General features: G+C 59.7%; 24 protein-coding genes and 5 pseudogenes. 24 read left to right on the forward strand and 5 right to left on the reverse strand.

The annotated features are described in order from the left end of the window. Window positions 1-366 precede the first annotated feature (366 nt). The 3 genes from RX328_RS29525 to RX328_RS29535 all read left to right on the forward strand — a co-directional run bounded on the left by RX328_RS29525 (window position 367) and on the right by RX328_RS29535 (window position 3,306). On the forward strand, window positions 367-2,130 hold the full coding sequence (locus RX328_RS29525) for an ATP-binding protein (RefSeq protein ID WP_213256183.1): 1,764 nt from the start codon (window positions 367-369) through the stop codon (window positions 2,128-2,130). Between the two features lie 111 nt (window positions 2,131-2,241). Continuing rightward, window positions 2,242-2,826, forward strand: a complete 585-nt coding sequence (locus tag RX328_RS29530; protein WP_213256181.1) for a peroxidase-related enzyme — start codon at window positions 2,242-2,244, stop codon at window positions 2,824-2,826. 129 nt (window positions 2,827-2,955) lie between these two features. Beyond that, window positions 2,956-3,306, forward strand: coding sequence for a hypothetical protein (locus RX328_RS29535; protein WP_213256179.1), 351 nt, complete (start codon window positions 2,956-2,958; stop codon window positions 3,304-3,306). 187 nt (window positions 3,307-3,493) lie between these two features. On the opposite strand, the gene RX328_RS29540 is transcribed toward RX328_RS29535, so the two are convergent. Beyond that, window positions 3,494-4,681, reverse strand: coding sequence for an IS4 family transposase (locus RX328_RS29540; RefSeq protein ID WP_317258526.1), 1,188 nt, complete (start codon window positions 4,679-4,681; stop codon window positions 3,494-3,496). Window positions 4,682-5,602: 921 nt separating this feature from the next. Here RX328_RS29540 and RX328_RS29545 point away from each other — a divergent pair. The 11 genes and pseudogenes from RX328_RS29545 (at window position 5,603) to RX328_RS29595 (ending at window position 12,993) form a co-directional block, all read left to right on the forward strand. After that, window positions 5,603-6,991 (forward strand): tyrosine-type recombinase/integrase, encoded by a 1,389-nt coding sequence (locus tag RX328_RS29545; RefSeq protein WP_213257300.1) that lies wholly within the window; start codon window positions 5,603-5,605, stop codon window positions 6,989-6,991. A 138-nt stretch (window positions 6,992-7,129) separates the two neighbouring features. Continuing rightward, window positions 7,130-7,879 carry a DUF5131 family protein gene (locus RX328_RS29550; RefSeq protein ID WP_213257298.1) on the forward strand — a complete coding sequence of 250 codons (750 nt, stop codon included), beginning with the start codon at window positions 7,130-7,132 and terminating at the stop codon, window positions 7,877-7,879. A gap of 1 nt (window position 7,880) precedes the next feature. Continuing rightward, window positions 7,881-8,114, forward strand: coding sequence for a hypothetical protein (locus RX328_RS29555; protein WP_317258527.1), 234 nt, complete (start codon window positions 7,881-7,883; stop codon window positions 8,112-8,114). A gap of 13 nt (window positions 8,115-8,127) precedes the next feature. Next, window positions 8,128-8,463 carry a three-Cys-motif partner protein TcmP gene (gene tcmP / locus RX328_RS29560; protein ID WP_317258528.1) on the forward strand — a complete coding sequence of 112 codons (336 nt, stop codon included), beginning with the start codon at window positions 8,128-8,130 and terminating at the stop codon, window positions 8,461-8,463. Window positions 8,464-8,589: 126 nt separating this feature from the next. Next, window positions 8,590-9,042, forward strand: coding sequence for a hypothetical protein (locus RX328_RS29565; protein WP_213257293.1), 453 nt, complete (start codon window positions 8,590-8,592; stop codon window positions 9,040-9,042). Window positions 9,043-9,063: 21 nt separating this feature from the next. Next, window positions 9,064-9,232 (forward strand): annotated as a pseudogene (locus tag RX328_RS29570) (SOS response-associated peptidase); the annotation flags it as partial. 10 nt (window positions 9,233-9,242) lie between these two features. Then, a complete protein-coding gene (locus RX328_RS29575; protein WP_213257291.1) occupies window positions 9,243-9,887 on the forward strand; it encodes a hypothetical protein in 645 nt (214 codons plus the stop codon). Window positions 9,888-9,980: 93 nt separating this feature from the next. After that, window positions 9,981-10,514: a hypothetical protein gene (locus tag RX328_RS29580; protein WP_213257289.1), complete on the forward strand. Its 534-nt coding sequence runs from the start codon at window positions 9,981-9,983 to the stop codon at window positions 10,512-10,514. A 70-nt stretch (window positions 10,515-10,584) separates the two neighbouring features. Further along, window positions 10,585-10,761 carry a hypothetical protein gene (locus RX328_RS29585; protein WP_213257287.1) on the forward strand — a complete coding sequence of 59 codons (177 nt, stop codon included), beginning with the start codon at window positions 10,585-10,587 and terminating at the stop codon, window positions 10,759-10,761. Between the two features lie 1,602 nt (window positions 10,762-12,363). Then, window positions 12,364-12,675, forward strand: a complete 312-nt coding sequence (locus RX328_RS29590) for a ParB/Srx family N-terminal domain-containing protein (RefSeq protein ID WP_213257285.1) — start codon at window positions 12,364-12,366, stop codon at window positions 12,673-12,675. A gap of 9 nt (window positions 12,676-12,684) precedes the next feature. Beyond that, complete coding sequence (locus RX328_RS29595) at window positions 12,685-12,993, forward strand: hypothetical protein (RefSeq protein ID WP_213257283.1); 309 nt, start codon at window positions 12,685-12,687, stop codon at window positions 12,991-12,993. A gap of 330 nt (window positions 12,994-13,323) precedes the next feature. Here the strand turns inward: RX328_RS29595 and RX328_RS29600 are convergent, their stop codons facing one another. After that, a complete protein-coding gene (locus RX328_RS29600) occupies window positions 13,324-13,629 on the reverse strand; it encodes a hypothetical protein (protein WP_249727327.1) in 306 nt (101 codons plus the stop codon). A 394-nt stretch (window positions 13,630-14,023) separates the two neighbouring features. Next, window positions 14,024-15,054: pseudogene (locus RX328_RS29605) on the reverse strand (IS110 family transposase). A gap of 250 nt (window positions 15,055-15,304) precedes the next feature. Here RX328_RS29605 and RX328_RS29610 point away from each other — a divergent pair. The 4 genes from RX328_RS29610 to RX328_RS29625 all read left to right on the forward strand — a co-directional run bounded on the left by RX328_RS29610 (window position 15,305) and on the right by RX328_RS29625 (window position 17,192). Next, on the forward strand, window positions 15,305-16,018 hold the full coding sequence (locus RX328_RS29610; protein ID WP_213257244.1) for a hypothetical protein: 714 nt from the start codon (window positions 15,305-15,307) through the stop codon (window positions 16,016-16,018). A gap of 142 nt (window positions 16,019-16,160) precedes the next feature. Continuing rightward, a complete protein-coding gene (locus RX328_RS29615; protein WP_213257246.1) occupies window positions 16,161-16,712 on the forward strand; it encodes a PepSY domain-containing protein in 552 nt (183 codons plus the stop codon). After that, entirely contained in the window at window positions 16,705-16,932 is a 228-nt protein-coding gene (locus RX328_RS29620; protein WP_249727321.1) for a hypothetical protein, read from the forward strand. The genes RX328_RS29615 and RX328_RS29620 overlap by 8 nt, the downstream gene beginning before the upstream one ends. After that, window positions 16,929-17,192, forward strand: coding sequence for a PepSY domain-containing protein (locus RX328_RS29625; RefSeq protein WP_213257248.1), 264 nt, complete (start codon window positions 16,929-16,931; stop codon window positions 17,190-17,192). Before RX328_RS29620 ends, RX328_RS29625 begins: the two co-directional genes overlap by 4 nt. A gap of 112 nt (window positions 17,193-17,304) precedes the next feature. Here the strand turns inward: RX328_RS29625 and RX328_RS29630 are convergent, their stop codons facing one another. Together RX328_RS29630 and RX328_RS43885 are read right to left on the reverse strand one after the other, a co-directional pair. Beyond that, window positions 17,305-17,586 carry a hypothetical protein gene (locus RX328_RS29630; RefSeq protein ID WP_213257250.1) on the reverse strand — a complete coding sequence of 94 codons (282 nt, stop codon included), beginning with the start codon at window positions 17,584-17,586 and terminating at the stop codon, window positions 17,305-17,307. A 175-nt stretch (window positions 17,587-17,761) separates the two neighbouring features. Continuing rightward, window positions 17,762-18,123, reverse strand: a pseudogene (locus tag RX328_RS43885) (DUF6876 family protein). 135 nt (window positions 18,124-18,258) lie between these two features. Here RX328_RS43885 and RX328_RS29645 point away from each other — a divergent pair. The 6 genes and pseudogenes from RX328_RS29645 (at window position 18,259) to RX328_RS29670 (ending at window position 22,279) form a co-directional block, all read left to right on the forward strand. Further along, a complete protein-coding gene (locus RX328_RS29645) occupies window positions 18,259-18,936 on the forward strand; it encodes a hypothetical protein (protein ID WP_317258529.1) in 678 nt (225 codons plus the stop codon). A gap of 106 nt (window positions 18,937-19,042) precedes the next feature. Further along, a pseudogene (locus RX328_RS29650) lies at window positions 19,043-19,639 on the forward strand (phage terminase large subunit family protein); the annotation flags it as partial. Between the two features lie 25 nt (window positions 19,640-19,664). Next, the gene (locus RX328_RS29655) at window positions 19,665-19,946 is read left to right on the forward strand and encodes a hypothetical protein (protein WP_312018168.1); all 282 of its coding nucleotides are present in this window, start codon (window positions 19,665-19,667) and stop codon (window positions 19,944-19,946) included. Between the two features lie 146 nt (window positions 19,947-20,092). Then, window positions 20,093-20,581 (forward strand): cupin domain-containing protein, encoded by a 489-nt coding sequence (locus RX328_RS29660; RefSeq protein ID WP_213257261.1) that lies wholly within the window; start codon window positions 20,093-20,095, stop codon window positions 20,579-20,581. A 109-nt stretch (window positions 20,582-20,690) separates the two neighbouring features. After that, window positions 20,691-21,938: an MFS transporter gene (locus RX328_RS29665; RefSeq protein WP_213257263.1), complete on the forward strand. Its 1,248-nt coding sequence runs from the start codon at window positions 20,691-20,693 to the stop codon at window positions 21,936-21,938. A gap of 111 nt (window positions 21,939-22,049) precedes the next feature. After that, a pseudogene (locus tag RX328_RS29670) lies at window positions 22,050-22,279 on the forward strand (pentapeptide MXKDX repeat protein). Window positions 22,280-22,309: the final 30 nt, after the last annotated feature.

Here is a 22,309-nt window from a genome sequence, read left to right on the forward strand (position 1 = left end):
GTTGGCGATATTGGCGCAGCACTGAGGAAGGCCCGTTACAACTTGCAGTTAGCAATCTCTTACCCTGCACACGACCCGGGTCCGATCCGCAATCTGGAATGGGAGGTTACCGAGAGGAGGTCATCGGGAGGCTCCTCCCGTTCGAAGTGGTAAATGAATGATTAATCCGCAGCCGGCGTCGCGCCGGGTCGGAAATGCAAGAAAGCCCTTATTTTCCAGCGCGACAGGCACTCGACGGCACTGGCGAAGTTTCGCTGCAAATACGAATCCTGACCGAGATGCCGCAGATTTAGCTGATACGGAACCACGCCGGTTTAACCGTTTCTCTAGTCGGGGGCGCCCATAATGCTGGCCAGACCCCAATTCATGAGATCCAGGTTCAACACCGTGACATCCTTCGGACGTGTGATTTCCGTGCGCGGCTCCCTCGCCCGGGTCGGACTTCTGGCAACGGGCCAGATGCCCCTTTCCGAAGTGCGCGCCACCGTCGGCCGCTTCATCAGTATTCGCTGTGCGACATCTACCACCATCATCGCGATGATTACCGAGGTGTCGTGCGAGAATCAGCCAAGTTCTGATGAATACATCGCGACCGCATCGGTCGACCTGCTCGGCGAAATTCTCGGCGGCGACCGCCCTAAATTCCAACGCGGCGTCACCAATTATCCGACGATCGGCGACGCCGTCGACCTCGTCACCGCCCAGGACCTTCGCACCGTCTATGCGCCGAGCGGGTCGGACCAGATCAATGTCGGCACCTTGCAGCAGGACCGCTCGGTGATCGCCTATGTCGACGTCGAGGAGATGCTCTCCAAGCACTTCGCGGTCCTCGGTTCCACCGGCGTCGGCAAATCGACCAGCGTGTCGTTGCTGCTCAACGAGATTCTCAAGGCGCGGCCGAACCTGCGGATTTTCCTGCTCGACGTGCACAACGAATATGGCCGCTGCTTCGGTGACCGCGCGCTGGTAATGAACCCGCGCAATTTGAAACTGCCCTTCTGGCTGTTCAATTTCGAAGAGATCGTCGACGTGCTGTTCGGCGGCCGCCCGGGCGTGCCGGAAGAGCTCGACGTCCTCGCCGAAGTCATTCCGATGGCGAAGGGCATCTATACCCAGTATCAGAACTCCGACCGGCTCGGACTCAAGCGCATGGATCCCAAGTCGGTCGGCTACACCGTCGATACGCCGGTGCCGTATCGCCTCGTCGACCTGATCTCGCTGATCGACGAGCGGATGGGCAAGCTGGAGAACCGCTCCTCGCGCATCATCTATCACAAGCTGATCTCGCGCATCGAGACCGTACGCAACGATCCGCGCTACGCCTTCATGTTCGACAACGCCAATGTCGGCGGCGACACCATGGCGGAAGTCATCAGCCATCTGTTCCGGCTGCCTGCCAACGGCCGGCCGATGACCATCATGCAGCTCGCCGGCTTCCCCGCCGAAGTCGTTGATTCCGTCGTGTCGGTGCTGTGCCGCATGGCGTTCGATTTCGGCCTGTGGAGCGACGGCGTGTCGCCGCTGCTGTTCGTGTGCGAGGAAGCGCACCGTTACGCTTCCGCCGACCGCAACATCGGCTTCGGCCCGACGCGCAAGGCGGTCTCGCGCATTGCCAAAGAGGGGCGCAAATACGGCGTCTATCTCGGCCTCGTCACCCAGCGCCCGGCCGAACTCGACGCCACCATCATTTCCCAGTGCAATACGCTGTTTGCGATGCGCCTTGCCAACGACCGTGACCAGGCGCTGCTGCGCTCGGCCGTCTCGGACGCCGCCGCCAACCTGTTGTCGTTCGTGCCCTCGCTCGGCACCCGCGAAGTGCTGGCCTTCGGCGAAGGCGTGGCGCTGCCGACGCGGTTGCGCTTCAAGGAGGTTCCGGTCCATCAATTGCCGCGCAGCGAAGCTACCATTGCGACAGTGCCGTCGGTTTCCGCCGGCCACGACATGCATTTCGTCTCCGCCGTGCTGGAACGCTGGCGCGGCGCCACCTCGCACCGCGACGTGCCGAACGACCCCTCGATCAGCGATCGCCCCGCCGCCCGCGTCATGACGCCGGTCGAAGCGCCGATGCTGCAGCCCTCGATGGGGCTCGATCCCGACCGCTTCTCGCTGCTTAAAAAGCCGCTGCGCTGAGGCGCAACAGCTTCGCGCGATTTCTGCGCGCGCGGCGCTATCCACTTCGTCGCAAAACGCTATATGATTCCGGCAGCGCCGCATCCCGCGGCCATCAGCTGGAACCCTTTCATGACCAAGCCTGCCGCCAAGCGATTTCAGCCGCCCGCTATCGACAAGCTGCCGGAGGATATCCGCACGCGAATTCTCGCGGTGCAGGAGAAGTCCGGCTTCGTGCCGAACGTGTTCCTGACGCTGGCCTACCGGCCCGACGAGTTTCGCGCCTTCTTTGCCTATCATGACGCGTTGATGGAGAAGGACAGCGGGCTGACCAAGGCCGAGCGCGAAATGATCGTGGTGGCGACGTCCGCCGCCAATCAGTGCCATTACTGCGTGATCGCCCACGGCGCGATCCTGCGCATCCGGGCGAAAAACCCCGTGATCGCCGACCAGATCGCGGTCAACTACCGCAAGGCCGACATCACACCGCGGCAGCGCGCCATGCTCGACTTCGCCATGAAGGTAAGCCGGGCGGCCAATGAAGTCTCCGAGGCCGATTTTGCCGAGGTCGCAAGCCACGGTTTTTCCGAGGACGACATCTGGGACATCGCGGCCATTTCGGCCTTCTTCGCGCTGTCGAACCGGCTCGCGAACGTCACCGCGATGCGCCCGAATGACGAATTTTACATGATGGGACGGCTGCCGAAACAGGACTGAGCCCAGCGTCGTTACGGTTCCATCAGACGTTGCGGAGATGGATGGCTGTCCTGCAGTTGGCAAGATTTCATGTTGGAAGCGCTGCCGCCGTGCTAAAACGGCAGCAGGACTTTTCGTCGGACGAACGCAGTGAAAACCCAGCGGCCCATTACCACGGACGATGAGCACGTCGTGCTCAAGTTCCGGCCGCGTACCTCGGCGCACCCGCCGGGCGGGCGGGAAGAACCTAGCCAAGCCACTCGTCAAGTCAAGGGCCCGCAAACGGCGAACGATCTGTCCCGTTACGAACGGCCGCGCGATGAGGTTGACGACTTTCGTCATCGCATGCTCGCCAACATCGCAGCGCTCGCATTCACCGTGGCCCTGACCGCGATCGGCATCTGGCTCGCCGTGAGCATCGCCGATCTCCGCAAGACCCAGGACTGCGTCCTGATGGGCCGCCGCGACTGCGCAAGGATTTCGGTGGCGCCGCAGGGGTAGCAGGGCGTTTCGACATCCAAAACTTTGGACCGCCGTACGCCGCGAGGGCGGCATATCCAGTATGACGCGCCTTCTCCACGCCCTTGCGAGCGAATCCGTGAGATGGATTGCCTCGCTTCGCTCGCAATGACGGTGAAATAGCGAAGCGCCACAACGATTGTCATACCCCGCGAAGGCGCTAGCTGATTCACACATCTTTGAGGGTCTCCCAGGCGGAAGCCACGCCCAAGAAGTATTGGAGGCCATGCCTCATGGTGATGGGGCCGGGTTTGGTGCGAGGGTATCCATCCCATCCGCCGAGGCGAGCAATGATCCATGAGGCCCAAGCCAAGGTTTGCGGGCGATGTGGATTGCTTTGGAGTTTGGTTCTGCCTTCGTACTTGGTGGCCAGTGCGGCGAGCAGCTTGATCTGCTCTTTGTTGAACGCGTTGCTGGCAGGTTCGGCGCTGCGTCCGTCGCGAGCCTGAACCAGTTGCAGGATCACGACGGCAGCCTTGGCGGCGATCGCGGTGAGCTTGAGCAGCCGATCGGCGGTTTCGATCCGGCTGTCTTCGAGTTGCAGCCCCTGCGTTTTGATCAGGCGGAACAGCTGCTCGATAATCCAACGCTTTTTGTACCAGTTGACGATCTGCCAGGCAGACGCGACATCGTTCACGTCATGGGTCGTCAGCAGGTACCAGTGCAGCGGCTCGACGCCCGCTGGCGGATCGACTTCAACGACCTCGACCAAAGCGAGTTCGACTGTCCGCGGTAAGTCGGCAGACGCGTTCTGCGGCCTTCTGAGGGTGACCCGACCGAACCGCAGCACCAGCTTGGCCTGTCGGGCGGGCCGATCGGCACGCGCCACAACGTCGATGGTGGCAGTGTCGACGACGGGCCAACTGCTGGCGGTGGCATACATGCTTGCACCGTCGGCCAGCACGCGATCATGCATGCTCCGCGTCAACAGATGGAAGTTTGAGGCCGATACGCTCGCCCATTTGGCATAGATGTCGCCCTCGCGATCGTCGATCACCGTGACCATCGTGGCCGCAGAGAGCACCTGCTTGGCTCGATGGGCCGTGCTGATCCAACGTTCCGACTCCTTCTGCTCCAGTGGCCGCTGATCGTGCGGCACCGTAACCCGGCCCTGGCGCGTCCAAATCTTCCCGCCTACCAGCCCCAGACAGGCGTCACTGGCGGCATCCACGGCGGCCATCGCATGCAACAGCAAGCCGTGGCTGTTCCCTTTGCCGATCTCACCCAGCCCGCGCCGACGCTCGGGTTGGGTCCTAAAGTTGATCTCGCTTGTATCCTGGATCGCCAGCACGTGCCGGCCGGCCGCCGCAACCGCCGTCTGTTCGCCCCAGCCTGCGAGCAGTGCTTCCAAGCTCACGTTCTCATTGGCGAGAAATCGGCCGTATCGGACTATCTTGGCCCGATCACCATCCGCCGCTCGACGCAAGCACGAGCTGGCGCGCGTGACCATCCCTTCGAGCAGAGCCGCCCCCCTTTATCGAGACGGCCATCCCCGAACCGACCAAGCCTGAATTGTTCGTTCAACATCTTGGCACCTCAATGGAATCGAAGTGCCAGATACAGAATCACAGCAGACCGTCGCTGCGGAAGGCCAAATCAAGACATCGAGTCATTCCGTCGCAGCCGGCAATGTGTGCATCTGCTAGCGCGAAGGCGGGGTATCCAGTACGCTGCGGCCTATCGGTTCAATCACTGCTGTCTCTGGAATACTGGTCACCCGCTTTCGCGAGTGACGACAACTGAATGCATGTCGGCGTTCTCGCGACGTGACCCGCCCGAGGCTTGCATCCGATTTCCCACCCTCAAAACGAGAGGGCGCAGGGAATGCCGGGTGCTTTGCTGCACCCGCGGTCTCGTGTGCAAGATACACTCAAGAATGCGCACACGAGCATACAGGTACAGCCGGAGCAGCCCGGCATTCCCTGCGCGATGGTTTGACGGCTTATGCCGCGCTCTCCCTGGAGACGAATTCCTTTTGCCTCCATCGCCGGCGGATTGAAGGTATCGGAAACCCGGTCGGGTCTCGCAAAAACCTCCGCCGGCTTAACACCAGCCACGGGTGCCAGGACCACACGTCTATATTTTGGCATTCGGTGAAACACGCCGAAACTAAGAAAACCCTTTAAAACAAGCGCTTTTCGACTAGCCTGTTGCGGGCTGTTTCTGCGGGTTTCGCCAAATCTAGGGCCCGGCCCTAAGCCTTTCAGTGCCCTCACAACGAACTGAAAGCCCCAAAGCCGAGCCCCTTTGGTCTCAACCCTTAGGAGCCGAAACCGAAATGGATACTACCATCACCACCGAACCCGCTGGCAAGCGCGCGCGCAATGGCAGCGTCATCCTGACCGACCGCCTCTGCGAAAAGCGGGTCCCCAAGCGGGTCAAGATTTACGACCGCAAATGTCCCGGCCTCTACGTCAGCATCATCCCGGCCGGCGTCGCGACGTTCTTCTTTAAGTTCACCGACCGGACCACTGGCAGGCAACGGTCCAAATGGCTGGGCGTCTATAACCCCGAGACTTTCGCGGTCGAGCAGGCCCGCACCGAGGTCTATGCCCTGAAAACCCGGATCGGCAACGGCGAGAACGTGGCAGAGAGTTTGCGGCAACAGAAGGCGCAGAAGGCAAAACAGGGCAAGACTGTCGATGAGATCATCGAGGAACGGATCGAGTGGATGAAGACGCCGGTTCGCAAGCCGGACGGGGAAATGCGCCCCCGGCTGGAAAGCTGGGACAATACCGCCAGCCACTTGCGGCGCTTGGTTAGCCCACGGCTCGGCAAAAAGCTGCCGAGCGAAGTCACCAAGCACGACATTGCGACGCTCTCGAACGATATCGTTGCGGGTGAGTTCGGGGTTCCCTCGGTCAGCAATGCGCGGCATATGCGCAAGGCGGTCTCGGGATTGTTCAACTGGGCGGCAGAGGCAGGCCGCGACTATGTAACCGCCAGCCCTTGTGTCAACCTGCCGAAGCTTGACCCGGAGCATCCGCGCACGCGCATCCTTTCCGAGGACGAGATCAGGATTTTCTGGCACGGCCTCGATCGTGACGACCTGCCGTGGGATCGCCGAACGAGGCTCGCGCTCAAATTTGAGTTGGTCACCATGTTGCGGTCGGCTGAACTGCTCGGCGCGCACCAAGACGAACTGTTCGACCTCGACGGCGAAAATCCACGCTTCGACGTCCCGCTCAAGCGCGTCAAGAAGCGGCGGGTAATCCAGCAGCCGCTTTCCGATCTGGCGGTGGAGATCGTCAAGGAGGCCCTGCGCGGCAGCAACAAGCAGTTCGTGTTCGCAAGCCCGCTGGGCGATATGCCGATGAACCGAAAGGTCATGGCAACCGCCCTGCGCGGCACGAAGGTCAAGGGCAAGGTGAAAACGCCCGGCATCTGCGCGCTGCTCGGCCTCAGGCCGTTCACGCCGCACGACCTGCGCCGGACAGCGGCGACTTTGGCTGGCGACCTCGGTTTTGATGATGCCGCCATTGCCAAGTGCCTCGACCATGCCGTGGTGAAGAAGAACGAGGCCATGGTGCCCAGCGTCACTGGCCGGGTCTACGTTCACAGCGGGCGCATGAAGGAGAAGCGCGCCGTGCTCGACGGCGTCGCGGCCGAACTGCGGCGGATCATCGGCGGCGAAACGCAACAGGTTGAGGTGCGTATGGCTGCCTGATCGTCTCAACAAATTCTCGGCCAATCGAACCCGCCGGAGCCGTCCGGCGGGTTTGCCTATTCGCGCCGAGCAGCGCTAAATTAACCCGTTGTCTCGAAGATACGTGTATGATTCGTCTGTTGCGCTCTGGAGTCGCAAATGGCTAACAGCACCACTATCGAATGGACGGATGCCACGTGGAATCCCGTCACTGGCTGCACAAAGATCAGTGCAGGCTGTGATCACTGCTATGCGGAACGGTTTTCCGAGCGTTTCCGAGGGACGCCCGGACACCCGTTCGAGAACGGCTTTGATCTGACATTGAGGCCCGAACGGCTCCAGCAGCCGCTCGGGTGGCGAAGTCCCCGGATGATTTTTGTCAACTCAATGAGCGATTTGTTCCACAAGGAGGTACCGAACGCGTTCATTGGTAGCGTGTTTGAGACGATGGAGCGCGCGCACTGGCACACGTTCCAGATACTCACAAAGCGGTCCTCGCTGATGCGCAATTTCCTGCGCCGACGCTACGGCCAGAGCCGAGGTCCGTCCCACATGTGGTTCGGCGTCTCTGTCGAGGACGGCACCAAGAAGAGCCGCATCCGTCATTTGCAGGATGCTCCGGCGGGCGTCCGCTTTCTTTCGATCGAGCCTTTGATCGGCCCCGTCGGGATCCTCGATCTCACCGGAATCGACTGGGTGATCGTCGGCGGGGAAAGCGGTCCCGGCGCGCGACCCATGGAGCGTGAGTGGGTGCGTGAGGTGCGGGATCAGTGCCGCGACCATAAGGTGGCCTTCTTCTTCAAACAGTGGGGCGGGTTACGACCCAAATCGGGCGGTCGGAAACTCGACGGTCGGGAGTGGAGTCAATTCCCTGAGATCAGACCGGCGTACTCAGTGGCGGCAGAGTGACATGGTTTCCCTCGCTGACTATGCCGACCGTGAGCAGGCGTACGTAAAGCACGTCCTTCTTGAGAGCTATCTCGAACGATTGGTCCACAAAGTTGCGAGCAGTTACAACGAAGTGGCGTATGTGGATGGATTTGCGGGACCTTGGCAAAGCGCCAACGAAAGGTTCGAGGATACATCATTCGGCGTTGCCGTTGAACGCCTTGCGACGCGCCAAGGCTACATGGAAGCAGAATGATCGTGACGTAAGAATGTCCGCATTTCTGGTCGAGCGAGACAAAACGGCTCACACTCGATTGGCGCAAGTGCCCGCGAGATATCCGGACGTGACGATCAAGACCCATTGTGCAGACTTCCTCAATGTGGTTCCGACGATCCTGGCGGAAATCCCTCCGAGCGCGTTCACGTTCTTCTTGATCGATCCAAAAGGCTGGCGCGTTCCGCTGGAGACACTTAGGCCGCTGCTCGCCCGCCCCAATTCCGAAGTGATCTTCAATTTCATGTTCGACTTCATCAACCGCGCTGCGAGCATTAATGAGCCGAAGGTGGTTGCGGGACTGAATGAATTGATCCCGCTCGGAAATTAGCGAGCCACCCTCGCGGGAGAACGTCGAGGCGGACTTTCACCTGAACATCGCAAAGAGATTTTGCTAAACGCGTTCCGCGATAACCTCGGCCACGTCGGCAGCTATAGATACGTTGCCGAGACCGTCGTGTTACGCCCGGACAAGGATCGCACCCTGTATTGCCTGTTTTACGGCACGCGAAGCGCAAAAGGCATCGAAACATTCAGAGCATGTCAGATTCCTGCCCTTGAAGAGCAATCGCGCACACGCGCGGCCGTAAAGATAAAGCGCGCAGAGGCGACCAGCGGCCAAGGCGAGATTTTTCAGTCTCTTCACGAGATGGCACCGGATCGTCAGCTTGTTGATCTGCGCTTGGAGCGTGACGCGGCTGCTCGGACCATTCTGGAACGAACACCAACACAGCCCAATGCGATTCGGTACGGTCAATTGTGGCCTCAGGTGCTTGCCCTGCACACTGTAAGCAAAGTTGATGTGAACAAGATCGTCGCGAGACTGCGGGCTGACGACAAGCTGCTCATTCCTGATTGGGAGAAACACAGGCGTGTCCCGCAGGACGGCTATCGCTTGCAGCGCACTTGATCGCTGGCGTTCGTCTGGCCCGAGCCGATCCATCCGAAGGCGATGCCAGTGATCCAGATGACCGATGAAGAGCGCGATGTTTGGAGGCGCGCTATGGGATGAGGCAAAGGCGTTGCAGCGACCATTGCAGGATGACACGTTGAAGATTGTGGCGCGTGGGGCTGACAAGGAAGATCGGACCGCAGCATGATTGAAATGTAATGACAAGTTCCAAGCTGCCACCGCGTCGCTTCAGTCTGTACTGCGATCTGATGGAGGAGATCAAGAAACGAGGTGACGTTGTTCGCACCATCGTTCAGGGCCGCATACCAGTGCCAAAAAACGTCGCTCTCGAACTTGCGTATTTGCAGCTCAGAATGATCTGCGAGTTAATCGCTTTGGCCTGCCTGACCGCGCACGGTGACGTACCGCAAACAACAAGCAAAAGGCTGACGAAAGCCTACAATGCCGACCAAATCATGAAGGCTTTGGGTAACCTCCACCCCGACTTTTACCCCGTTCCAGGGCGGCAAGTGCGCAATCAAGCTGGCAAGGTAGTAGAGGTCGTTCCTGTTGACCAACCGCACCTGACCAAACGCGAGCTGCAACGATTATATGGAGAGTGCGGCGACTTTCTCCATAGAGGAAACATAGAGCAGCTTATGAAAGGCCGGAGATTGCCGGACTTCTCTGAGATCGACACATGGTTCAAGAAAATTACCGTCCTGCTCAACCACCATCAAATTCAGCTGTTTGATAGGCACCGTCAACTGTGGGTAATGATGCATGCTGAGAGCGATGGCAAGGTGCACGCCTTTGAGCTTGAAAGACTTGAGGGGCCAATATTGTCACCGCGAAACGCGTGAGCCCGCGCCGCGCATCTCCAACCTCCACAAGGTCGCGAGAGATGAACACCCCAAGCAACGAACCTCTGACGAAAATAACCCCGAGCGCTATTGATGACCGCGCTTGACCTTTTCATCCGCGATAAAGACCCGATCTCGGTCCAGTGCTTGGCCTGCGGGGGTGGAGAACTCGTCGAGGGGCTTTCCGCTGCTCACGGCGAAGAACCTTTCGCAATGCACATCCTGAAAACCCAACCGGATATGGACCGCAAGGCGATCCGAAGGTTGAGAAACCAATGCTGGAACGCGTTTAAACATTTCTCTGACAGACAGGAGCTTGCGCGCGATGACGATGAGTTGCTCCGCCGTTTCAACGACACCAAGAATGATGTCGCGCTATTTGTCGGCTGGTGGGACTACATGACGATACAGAAAAAGCTGCCGATCAACGTGCAGGTGTACCAGGTGTGGTGGTACGCGCTTAATGAAGAGAAACTTTCACCGGATGCCGATTTTCATGTCTTCCGGACTGCCTTTCCTGACATTAGGCACCAGGATAGGGCCGAACAAAAACGACGGCTGCGTAGGTCCGTCGAAAAGTACCGCAACAACCGGGAACTGCTGGCCGATCCCGCTACTGAAGCATAGTGATGGCGGCGAAATCAGCAGGAAGGCAAGTCCGGCATCCGTTCTTCAAGGGCCTGCGGGAGGACCTGTGATGGATGATGGCGACGAAGATTGGACGGCGACGGAAATCGATACCTTAAAAGCTGCGATCGAGGATGGCCTCTCGGTTGAGGAAGCGGCGGAAGTTTTGGACCGCGCAGACCGGATTGACGAGGTCATCAAAAAGTGCCGGGATCTTGGATTAAAGCCGAAGAAGGGCAATCTCTGAGCAACATCCCTCGCTATACGGGCCGCGAAGCTCTGATTGATCTAGCTTCGACCACCAAGCGAAAGCCCGGCTGCCAATCAAGGCCGCCGGGCGAACGCAAATATAACTTCATGTAAGCTGTGATTATGCGGCGTTTCTAGTGGGAGTTCTATCTGGGCCAGTACGGTGTTAGGCAGGCGGTGCTCAGGCGTGCCCGGCCCCTCGCGCCAGCATCGATTCCCGCCGTACCACCAATCGCAAAATAGTTTGGCATACCGGGCATTCAAACGACCGGATGTCATGGTCCTTGGTGATAGGTGCAGTGGCTGTGAGCCTGCGCTCCACGTTGCAGGCGGAGCATATGGGTAACGTCATGGCGCTCTCCAATTCGCATTCGAGCGAGACACGCGATCCTACTTCCGTCGGCCAGCACTGCGGTTAATTTTGTGAACCGAGGTAACACCGTTTCCAGCAAGGGCATTGCGTGTTGCCGTCCGTGCCGCCCGGCGTTGCCAGGATCGCGCCGTCCCTTCACGAAGCGGGGCTCGGCGTGCCTAGGAGCCCGAGCCCCATAGCCTCAGCAGCCGACGGGGCTGTTCGGTTCACCGCTTGGTTAGCGCGACCAGCAAGCGTGTTCTTGATGTAGCGCAAAGGGAACTCCGCCTATTGGCGAGTTGCCGTCGATGGCGTTCGAGACCTGATTGGGAACGAAAGCTCCCGCGACCAGTTCAGCCACTAAGAGGCCGCCGCTCGCCGGTAGACAACACGGCGCAGGTCGCGGGTAGCCAAAGGTCACCAAGACCCGCTGTCGCAAAACAGCGCTCGCGCAGATAGCCAAAAACGGCGGTCTCCGGTTCCATCCGTGCTTCGATTGAGGATGCGGAAGGGACGAGCGTTGGTTTGTGGGCGAGCGTTCGTTTTTATTGTGACGAGGGCTTCGCGGTGCGTAAGCGCGTTGACATTGACGACAAACACAGCCGGGCCATCGCTCGAAAGATAGGCGAGAGATTGCGCGAGTCGCTGAAACCAGAGCCCGAAGTACCAGCGAGTCTTCAAAAGCAACTAGACCGGCTCCGCGAATTGGAGGAGCGCTCACCCTCAATCGTTCCCAATGCACCGCGCAAACGGTAGCCGTTAAAGCCACGCCGGCATTTGCCTTAGCGGGTCTCGGCGCTGAAGACCCATTTCAGAGCAGTCCAATCAGGATGAAAGCAGCAACTTCAGTCAGGAAAGTGGCACTCATAATGGCGACTGTCAGGAACACGTCGCTCGCCGAAAGAGAGTTCATGGCGTGCCTCGCGGTTTGCGAAGCCCCGAGCCTTAGGCACTAATTCGCCGACGTTCGGAATGTTTCGGTTCCGATGTGATGCGGTTCCAATTCCTGTCTCTCCGTTTGACTATCCATGACTCTAGGGCGGGAGAACAGCGCAAATGTTCAATCAAAATTCAGTAATTTTACCGGTCCAGCCCGAGAACCGGCCGTAGGTACTTTGGGGTAGGCATGCGCCGGCGGGTACGCGGGACCCCGGACCTTTCGGATATTTGGCGGCGCCGTTTTCGGCCTTTGGTTTCTCGATCGGGCCCGCCTTTCCGGGCCATAAACAGACCTACAGGCGGGTAGAGATGGACGATTTCCCGGATAAACCGGCCGTGGAAACATTGCCGATTGACCAATTACGGCCCTATGAACGGAATTCGCGCCGGCACTCGGACGAGCAAATCCGCCAGATCGCGGCGTCGATCCAGCAATGGGGCTGGACGATGCCGATATTGGCGGCCGATGACGGCATGGTTTTAGCCGGTCACGGGCGCCTAGCCGCCGGCAGGCTGCTCGGACTTACGCAAGTCCCGGTCATCGTCGCGCGCGGTTGGACCGATCAGCAGAAGCGCGCCTATGTCATCGCCGATAATCGCCTGACCGACGCCAGCGATTAGGATGACGAAATGCTGCGACCCGAATTGGCCGACCTCGTGGAAGGCGGCTTCGAGATCGCGCTGACCGGCATAACCGAGGACGAGCTATCGCGGCTATCGGTCGGGGTCGGCGAGTTAGAACAGATGCCGGAATTGCCGGATGGCGATCGGTCGCCGTTCCGCGACGCGACGTTTATTCTGTACGGGGACCAATTCGGGATCGTCCAGCGGGCGATAGCCAAGGCGACCAAACCACGTGAGCCGAACAATCCAAATCGATCGCCGCAAGGCAATGCGCTCGCCGCAATCTGCGCCGATTATCTTGGGCGCATGGCATAAATCGAGTTTGACTGGTGCGGCTTACTTGATGTCCGCTATGCTCCGATACCGACCAAACCGCAGCGCAGCGAAATGACGCGATGGGCGATCAAGCTTCGGCCTGACCTGCGCCGTGAGGCTCCCACACGTGGGCACATGGACGTGATTGACCACAACGCTCGCTTCCCAGCGAGCGTTGTGACGGCAGCTTCGGATCACAAGCGGCGGTCGAAGGATCGCTGATGCGAAGTCCTGACTGCCCTAATACCAGACGGCCGCAAGCGACGAAGTTGGTCGGCTTGGGGCCACTAGGAGGTATGTCAATCACTTCGTTGGCGCGAAGCAGCAGAGTCAGTCGCAGAAGCGGACTTCCCGTATTCTGTAGCCATATCCGTCCCAATAGCTTCGGCGCACGATCCGGCAAATCGGCTCTTCCACGACAACAGGCGCTGGATAATAGTAGACCGGCGGCGGTGGCGGCGCGTAGACAGGACGACTGGCCAAAGCACCTCCGATCAAGGCACCGCCGATCAGTCCGCCCGCAATCCCGGCTGCAATCTGACCGTTCTCTGCTCTGGTCGGGCTGACGCTCCACACTAACAGGCTCACTGCCAACGCCCACGTAGTTGGCTGGCGTACGGTGCCCAGCAAAGTCATCTGCGTTCTCCGAATGACGCGACAGCCATTTGTCGCCCGAGCCTGGAAGTTGCTGATCCGCTCCTATTAGGATTCAACCTAAGCAATTAACGATCGGTTAACAGAGCTCAAATTCTCTACCGATTCGATCCGCAAGGACCGCTTTGGGTCACGTGTGGACGGCGCCCTGGCAAGAACTTTCTGACGTTTTGCAGCATTGGTCGGGTGCGGTCACGTGTCCGGCCTTTTAATGCGGCAGGTGTGGCCGCTGGCCCTAATGCTCTGCGCGGATCGGGTCCCAATCGTTCGCATGCACTTGAAAGTGCGTTGACCCAAACGGGCTCTCCCAATCCCCGGAACAACCGTATCTGCATTACGTCGTCATGCCCTCGCCAATCGTTGAAACTCCTGTTGTCTATGCTGCTGGCAGCAATCTTGGCTCTTTGAACTGCTCTCCGCGTACCATCATGGCCCAGGCCATGCGCGCGATCTTATTGGCAAGCGCCACGGCGGCGACCTTGATCGGCCGGCGCTCCATAATATGCGCCAGCCAGAGGCGCCGCGTGCCATGCTGCCGCGCATATCGGATAACGGCCATGGCGCCCGTGACGAGCAGCCATCGCAAATACCGATTTCCCTGCTTTGAAATTCTGCCCAACGTTCCTTGCCGCCGGTCGAATGCTGCTTGGGAACAAGCCCGATCCAGGCCGCCAGGCTTCGTCCGGACGAGAACTCTTTCCAGTCACCGACTTCTGAGACCAGGGCGGTGGCGACGATGGGACCAACGCCTGGGATCTGCTCGAGCCGGCGACTTTCTTCGCTCGAACGATGCCAGGCATGGATGCGCTTCTCGATAGCTCCGATCTCTGCTGTGATCGCGGCGTGTTGGCCGGCAAGAACATCGAGGCTGAACCGTGCGGCCGCGGGTATCCGACCATCCTTCTCGTCAGCAATGATCTTGAACAGCTCGGCTGTGCCGTTGCGCCCCTTTGCCGAGATAATGCCGAGCTCGGCCAGGTGACCACGGATCGCGTTCGACAGCATCGTTCGTTGACGGACCAGTAGCTGTCGGCTGCGATGCAGCATCAGGCCTGATTGTTGCTGCTCGCTTTTGGTCGGTACAAAACGCATCGACGGACGTGTCACTGCCTCGCAGATCGCCGCAGCATCATTAGCGTCGTTCTTACTGCGCTTGAGATAGGCCTTCACATAACTGGGGGGCATCAGCCGCACCGTATGGCCGAGCGCCCGGAGCTCACGGCTCCAATAATGGGCACTTGGGCAAGCTTCAATGCCAACAACGCAAGCCGGCAAAGTCGAGAAGAACTCCAGCACCTTGGCGCGGCTCACACGTTTGCGGATCACAACCGCGCCATCAACATCTGCGCCGTGAACCTGGAAGACTGACTTCGCAATATCGAGACCAATCGTGCTAACCTCGCCCATGGACGGCTCCCCTCAAAGTGGTTTGCTTCAACGCAACCACCCTATGGCACTTCGATGCCGCAGAGTGGGCGCCGTCCACAGCATCATTCTCGGCCGGGTCGAGCCAGCAGCAAGTCTGGCAATATCCGCCATGCCCCCAAAGCTGAAGTGAATTCAGAGCATTGGCGCCTCCGCGACTTGACGGTACCGCCGCACTCCGGAGCCTCGCTACGAACTCAGTGATCAACCATGGGACAGGCTAAAGAAATCCGTGTCGCGCCGATCGCGAAGAAAGACGCGGACGCGCTTCATCCGGCTGCATTACAGTCACAAGACGGTCAACAATGCTTTCCTCGCGCTCGGCGTCTTTTTGAACGGCAGGCTTGAAGGGGCGATGACATTCGGCCCGTCGATGGACAAAAGCCACATCCAACGGCTGGTGCGCGATACCGCATGGAACGGCTTTCTCGAATTGAACCGGCTGGCGTTCTCGGAGGCGCTGCCGCGCAACAGCGAAAGCCGCGCGCTCTCGATCGCGCTGCGGATGATCAGGAAGCACTATCCGCACATCGAATGGGTGATCTCGTTCGCCGATGGATGTCAGTGCGGCGACGGCACGATCTATCGCGCGGCCGGATTCGTCTTGACCGGGATCAAGCTGAACAAAAGTCTTTTGCGACTGCCCGACGGCTCGGTCACTCACAAGATGACGCAAGTGACCGGAAAGAACCGCGCGGCGCATTTCGCAAAAACCGGAGGTTCATGGTCGGGCCAGGGCGTGCCGCTCGACGGTTACCAGATGCGATATATCTATTTTCTCAAGCCGGCGGCGCGGGCGCGACTGACGTGCCCGGAAATCCCTTACTCGGAAATCGAACGACGGGGGGCGCGCATGTATCGCGGAATTGCGCGTGGTAAGCAGGCGATGGCCGAGGCCCCCTCGGCACAGCGGCGCGGCAGCGGCGACCGCCACGCTCCAGCTTGAGCCGACATGTCGGGTTTTGGAAGAGAAGCAGAAATCATGTGCTCATTCCGAGCCTTACGGATATGACCCATAAGAGACGTAGCAGCCTGACGGCGGCCGGGCTATGGTGAGGCGGAGCCGTTCTGCAATCCAGGAGGAAGCAATGCGGTACCTGCTTAGCACCACCAGCATTTTCCTTATTATGCTGTCGTTAGGCGCCTCGCTCCATCCGGCTCTCGCCAAAAGCAAGCGCGAAACGGCGGCGCTGCTGGAAGCAAAAGTCTTGCTTTCCGATGCGATTTCCGTCGCTCAGAAGGAGATCGCTGGAGCAAAACCGGTCGATGCAGATTTGGTGACAACAAAGGACGGTAAAGTCATCTACTCCATCGAACTAGTAAAAGACGACGCGCACAACTTGCACAAGGTGAGCGTCGATATGCAAAACGGGAGCGTCATCGAGGTCACGCAGAAGAACGTTGCAGCGAAGGATTTGAAACGAGTGGAGGCTGTTGATCAAGCCAAGGTCACGATGGCTGAAGCAATTGCACTTGCTGAGAAACGGTTTCCCGGCGGCATAATTGCCGCCGCCGAGGCTAAGTCTAGAGGAGGCCAAGTGGTTTACGTGGTAGACATCGAGCAGAACGGGCTGCACGTTGTGCACGTGGATCCCGACAGCGGCCGCGTGCTCAGCGCAGCACGCAAATTGGATGACTGAGCGTGCCATGTGCAGGCGGGGCTTTCTGTCGGGCCCAACGATGGTGAAAGAGACCAAATTCCTCCGCAAGCAGGCCGATAAGGCTGAGCGGATTGCCCAGACCGTGACGGATGTCGAGATCTCGCAACGATACATGAGCATGGCGCGGGCGTATCGCAGTCAGGCCGACATTCTAAAAGCAAAGCGGAAAGCCGCGAAGAAAAAGGAGGCTAAGCAATGAACAAATTGGCGACAGTTGTTTTCACTGCGGCCCTTTCAGCAGTTTCGCTGAACCTCGCCAAGGCCGATCAGCCGGGACCGGACTGGATGCCTGCCGAACAGGTAAAGCAAAAGGTTCTTCAGTCAGGTTATACGGAGGTCACCAAACTAGAAGCCGACGACGATCAATGGGAAGGCGAAGGCATCAAGAACGGCCAGAAGATGGACTTTCACGCCGATCCGAAAACCGGCGTAATCACGTCCGAAAAGGTCGACGACTAAGAGCGTCGGGTGCCGCCTCGGTTGACGGACATTCCAAGCCAAACATAGGCGCAACGTCGCCTATTGGCCTGCGTTCGTTAGAAAATGTCAACTATTGTGTCGCTTGTTGGCGTTAAGCGGACATCTTTACGGTTTGAAGGGAAAGCAGTTTTGCGATTAGCGCGGCGGTCAGCAGCGTGGCGTGACCGTCGGCCGCGATGGCGTAGATCATCGCGCGCCGGGTACAGGCGCGGGGATCGCGTTCAATGTCGCTGGCGGCTTGCATCACCGCGAGAACGGTGTCGCGGCGCTCGACCAGATATTCGCCGCGCCCAACGAACAGGGTGGCGGTGAAATGATCGGCGGTACGGATGGCTTGGACCGCGCGGGTCTCGATCGGGTCAAACGTCATCATCATCGACCTCCGCGAATTTGCGAATGCCGTTGCCATTGATGTCCAGGGCGTGGCGGAATGTAGCGGTGCTTTTCGACCTGATTGGCGACATCGCGAAGGATACGCGCGACCTCGGCCGAGCGGTCCTCATTAAACGCGGCATTGTCAGTGCGGATGGTTACGACGAATTTCATGATCAGTGCTCACTCGGCAGCAGGATGACATTGCCCTCGACCCAAATCGAGATTTGATCGAGAGGGAAATCGGTGAAGTCGATGTCCTCGGAATAGATGGCGGTGCCGTTATCGTTGCCGTCGTCGCAAACGAGACGCGCGGTGCGGTCATCCATGACGTGCAATCGCCAGACCTGAAATTCCTCGGCCCGAATCTTCAGTTCGAGTTGAAGGCAAGCGATCTTGTCGAGCAGCCAATACGCGCCGCCCTTCTCGGCGAGAACTGCACGCCTTCGGTGTAGAGCATGCGCCGGTTGAGACCGTGGCGATACCATTCGGCGGTGCCGGTGAAGTGGGCCAGATCGGCCGGGGTTAGCTTCGTCATTTCCACATACGCCTTTCTTTTGCCCCCGGCGGCACCGGCGCGGAAATGGGCCAAAGCCCCGGGGGAACGGCCCAGAACTAGGCCACTGGTCGGTGGTTGGAAGATCTTTTTGACCCCGTCCCGAGGGAAATAACGATGGAAAATCAAAAGGTTAAAGGCGGGCCCACGGCACCAATAGGGGCGCCACTGGTGGGCGAGAATTCCGCTGGCGGATCGGGCCGGGCGAGTGCCCAAAACGCGCCCCCGGGGCCGGATACGGGCGCCGGGCGCGGCCAACTGATCACATCGGCCCTTGCCGCGCGGCTCCTCATGGTGAGCCCGGAGCGCATCCGGCAACTGTCAAAGGAGGGCTGGATCGAGAGGCAAGGGCGCGACCAGTTTTTTCTGGTCGATGTCGTGCAAGGCTATATCCGCCTTCGCAATGACAGTGACCGGCGCGCGCAAAAGAGCGCGGCCGACAGCCGGGTGCGCGATGCGCGAGCGCGCGAAATCGAATTGCGAAACGCGACCCGCGAGCGCCGTTTGATGGAAATCGACGAGGCCATGGCGATCGTCGAGGACATGATCGGACTGTTTCGCGCGCAGACGGCCGGCCTGCCGGCGCGCGTCACGCGCGACTTGCAATTCCGAAGAACAATCGAGACCGCTGTAAATGACATCCTCGAAAGGGTGGCCGATATTGCCGCCGAAAGGGGACGCGCTGTGGCAGAAACTCGCGCTGCTAGCGAGGCCGTCGCGTCCAACTCCGCCCGACAAATGGGCGGCGGAGAACCGGATATATCCGCAGACAGCGGCGGTCCCCGGGCCGCGTGACCCGACGCTTACGCCTTACGTCATCGAGCCCGAGCGGATGATCGCCAGCGGCAAGTAGCGCCGCGCGGTTCTCGTTTTCGGTGCGCAAACCGGCAAGTCGGAATTGATGCTTGATTGCGCCGGGCAGCGGCTCGATCAGCGGCCGGGGCCGATCCTATACGTGGGCCCGAACAAGCAATTCCTGACCGAGCAGTTCGAGCCGCGTGTCCTGGCGCTGCTTGATCAGTCGCCAACGCTGACAATGAAGCTGGCGCGCGGCAAGCGGATGACGAAAACGCGAAAGATGGTCAGCGGCGTGCTGTTTCGTCTCGCGCATTCGGGATCATCGACCGCATTGAAGTCCGATCCGGCGGTGCTGGCGCTGGTCGATGAATACGACGAAATGGTTTCGAACGTGAACACGCAAGGCGGGCCACTCGGTCTCGTCGAGCGGCGCGGCGATACCTATGCCGACTTTGTTTGCGTGGTCACGTCAACGCCGAAAAAGGGACAGGTCGCGGCGATCGAGGATCAGAAAAGCAAGCTGGTCTTTTGGGACGTTGCCATGTCGGAAGATATCGAAAGCCCGATTTGGCAACTCTGGCAGCAAGGCACCCGGCACCACTGGTGCTGGCCCTGTCCTCATTGCGAGGAATATTTCGTCCCGCGGTTCAACCTGATGCGCTGGCCGCCGAACAGCACGCCGATGGCAGCGGCGCGCGCGGTCTATCTCGGATGCCCGCACTGCGGTGGCGTCATCGAGGACAGCGATCGACGTGCACACCAACGACATGCGCCACTGGTTCTCGGCAAAGACCTATGCCGAAACCGTCGCGTGGTCGAAAATCATTGTCGATCAAACCAACGACCGCATTCTCGGCGCGCATTTCGTCGGGCACGCCGGCCAGGAATTGGTCAACCTGTTCGGCCTAGCGATGCGCTTTGGTCTCACCGCCGCGCAGATTCGCGATAACGTCTATGCCTATCCGACGTTTTCATCCGACATCAAGCACATGCTCGGACATGGATAGCTCATAGCTCGGCGCTATCGATTCCAGAGCCAACCGGCATTTCATTTCGCCGGTGATTTCCCTGATGGTGATGACGTAGCCGGCCAAATCATTTCGGGCCAAGGCGACTTCAAAGGCGGAAAGCTAACAACAGAGGAGACCACGACATGTCCAAATCCAACTCATCCCGCACGCCCTGGCGGGGTCTCGCGTTTGCCGGCATCATCGCAGGCTTCGTCGCATCGGCTTCGACGGCATTTGCCGGTGAATGCCCGGCCGACAAGACGAAGGCCAATGTGCGCGAGAAGGTCGACTACAAGCCGGTCGGCGTCACCGATGTCACGCTCGGCGCGATCAACCTCGAGAAGCAGCCGGCCAACATCAAGGATCGCGAGCTGCGTTTCCGCAAGCTGACGATCGATCCCGGCGGCATCGTGCCGTGGCATAGCCATGATGACCGTCCGGCGCTGATTTACGTGCAGCAGGGCGAGATCGTCGAATACGCCAGCAATTGCGCCGAGCCGATCATCCACAAGGCCGGCGAGATCCGGCCCGAAGTATCCGGCACTTCGCACTGGTGGAAGAATCTCGGCAATGAAACCGTCATTCTCTATGTCGGCGACGTCCGCAAGGATCCGCACGACCACAACATGTAACGCGCGCCTCTGGCGCCCGTTGCCTGATGTGACGTCCTCGGATCCCCCGTGTTGCCCCACACGCCCAGGCGTCACATCCCCCTTTCTCCATCGCCCAGCGAGACGCCTCATGACCGACCTATCCGCGCCTATGAAGCCGCATGCGATGGATATGCACAGTCACTCGCCGGGCGTGGTCCTGCGATCCCTGATCATCGGCCTCACGGCTTTTCTTACCGTGGTCGATCTGTTCGCGACGCAGGCGATTCTGCCCTCACTGACCCGGCATTACAACGTCACGCCGGCCGCGATGGGCTTTGCGGTCAATGCCAGCACCATGGGCATGGCCCTCGCCGGCCTCGTGGTCGGCTTTCTCAGCCCGCATATCGATCGCCGGCTTGGTATTCTCCTGAGTCTCGTGCTGCTCGCCGTCCCCACCACCTTGCTGGCGAGCGCGCCCGACCTCACGGTATTCACGGCCCTTCGCGTCCTGCAGGGGCTATGTATGGCCTCGGCGTTCGCCTTGACGCTGGCCTATCTCGGTGAACAGTGCAGCTCGATGGACGCCGGCGGCGCCTTTGCCGCCTACATCACCGGCAACGTCGCCAGCAACCTGATCGGACGGCTGGTCTCGGCCGCGGTCGTTGATGCGCTCGGGCTGGCGTCGAACTTCTATTTCTTCGCGCTGCTCAACCTCGCCGGCGCGGTACTGGTGTACTTCACGATCCCGCGCGTCAGGTCGATGCACACGATCTCCACGACGCAATCGCCTTTCGCGGCGACGGTCACGCATTGGCGGAGCCCGTCGCTGCGCGCCGCCTTTGCGATCGGCTTCTGCATCCTGTTTGCCTTCATCGGCACCTTCACATTCGTCAATTTCGTCCTGGTGCGCGCGCCGCTGTCACTGGGACGGATGGATCTCGGCTTCGTCTATTTTGTCTTTGCGCCCTCCGTGATCACGACGATGTTCGCCGGCAAGGCGGTGGCGCGGTTCGGCACCCCGCCTGTGATCTGGGCTGCGCTCGCGGTCGCCGCTGTTGGACTGCCCCTGATGCTGTCCTCTCATCTTCCGCACGTTCTGATCGGCATGGTGCTGGTCGGCGTCGGCACCTTCTTCGCGCAGGCCTCGGCGACGGGCTTTGTCGGCCAGGCCGCACACGACAATCGCGGAGTCGCCAGCGGAACCTACCTCGCCTGCTATTTCTTCGGCGGCATGGTCGGCAGCGCCGTTCTCGGCCAATTGTTCGACCGTTTTGACTGGAGTGCGTGCGTCGCCGGCGTCGGCGCGTCACTCGCGATTGCCGCATGGCTTACCACGCAGCTCAAACTTCCAACAATAGGAGAGACGCCAATGATGCCGGCAACGACGGCCGATTGATCACAGCGATTTGTTCACCACCGTTCGATCGCTGTTCGTAACGAAGGCCGATCGATCGACGTAATCGAAACAGCGGTTAACCGCGAACAAGCACAACAAAGGGTACTCAACATGACAAAGACTTTGCGCGCCTTGCTCTCGATTTCCGCTCTCGCTCTCTTGGTGGGACTCGCTTCCGCACCTGCAACATTCGCACAGGACAAAATGGGCAAGGACGGGATGGCCAAGGACAGCCTGTCCAAGGACGCGATTCCAAGGATGGCATGAAAAACGACGGTGCCATATCCAAGGACGGCATGAAGAAGCACGACTTCATGTCGAAGGACAGCATGAAGAATTAGGCGGACTGCCGAGTTACGCGCCCGGACTTA

This window comes from Bradyrhizobium sp. sBnM-33 (assembly GCF_032917945.1).
GTDB lineage: Bacteria > Pseudomonadota > Alphaproteobacteria > Rhizobiales > Xanthobacteraceae > Bradyrhizobium.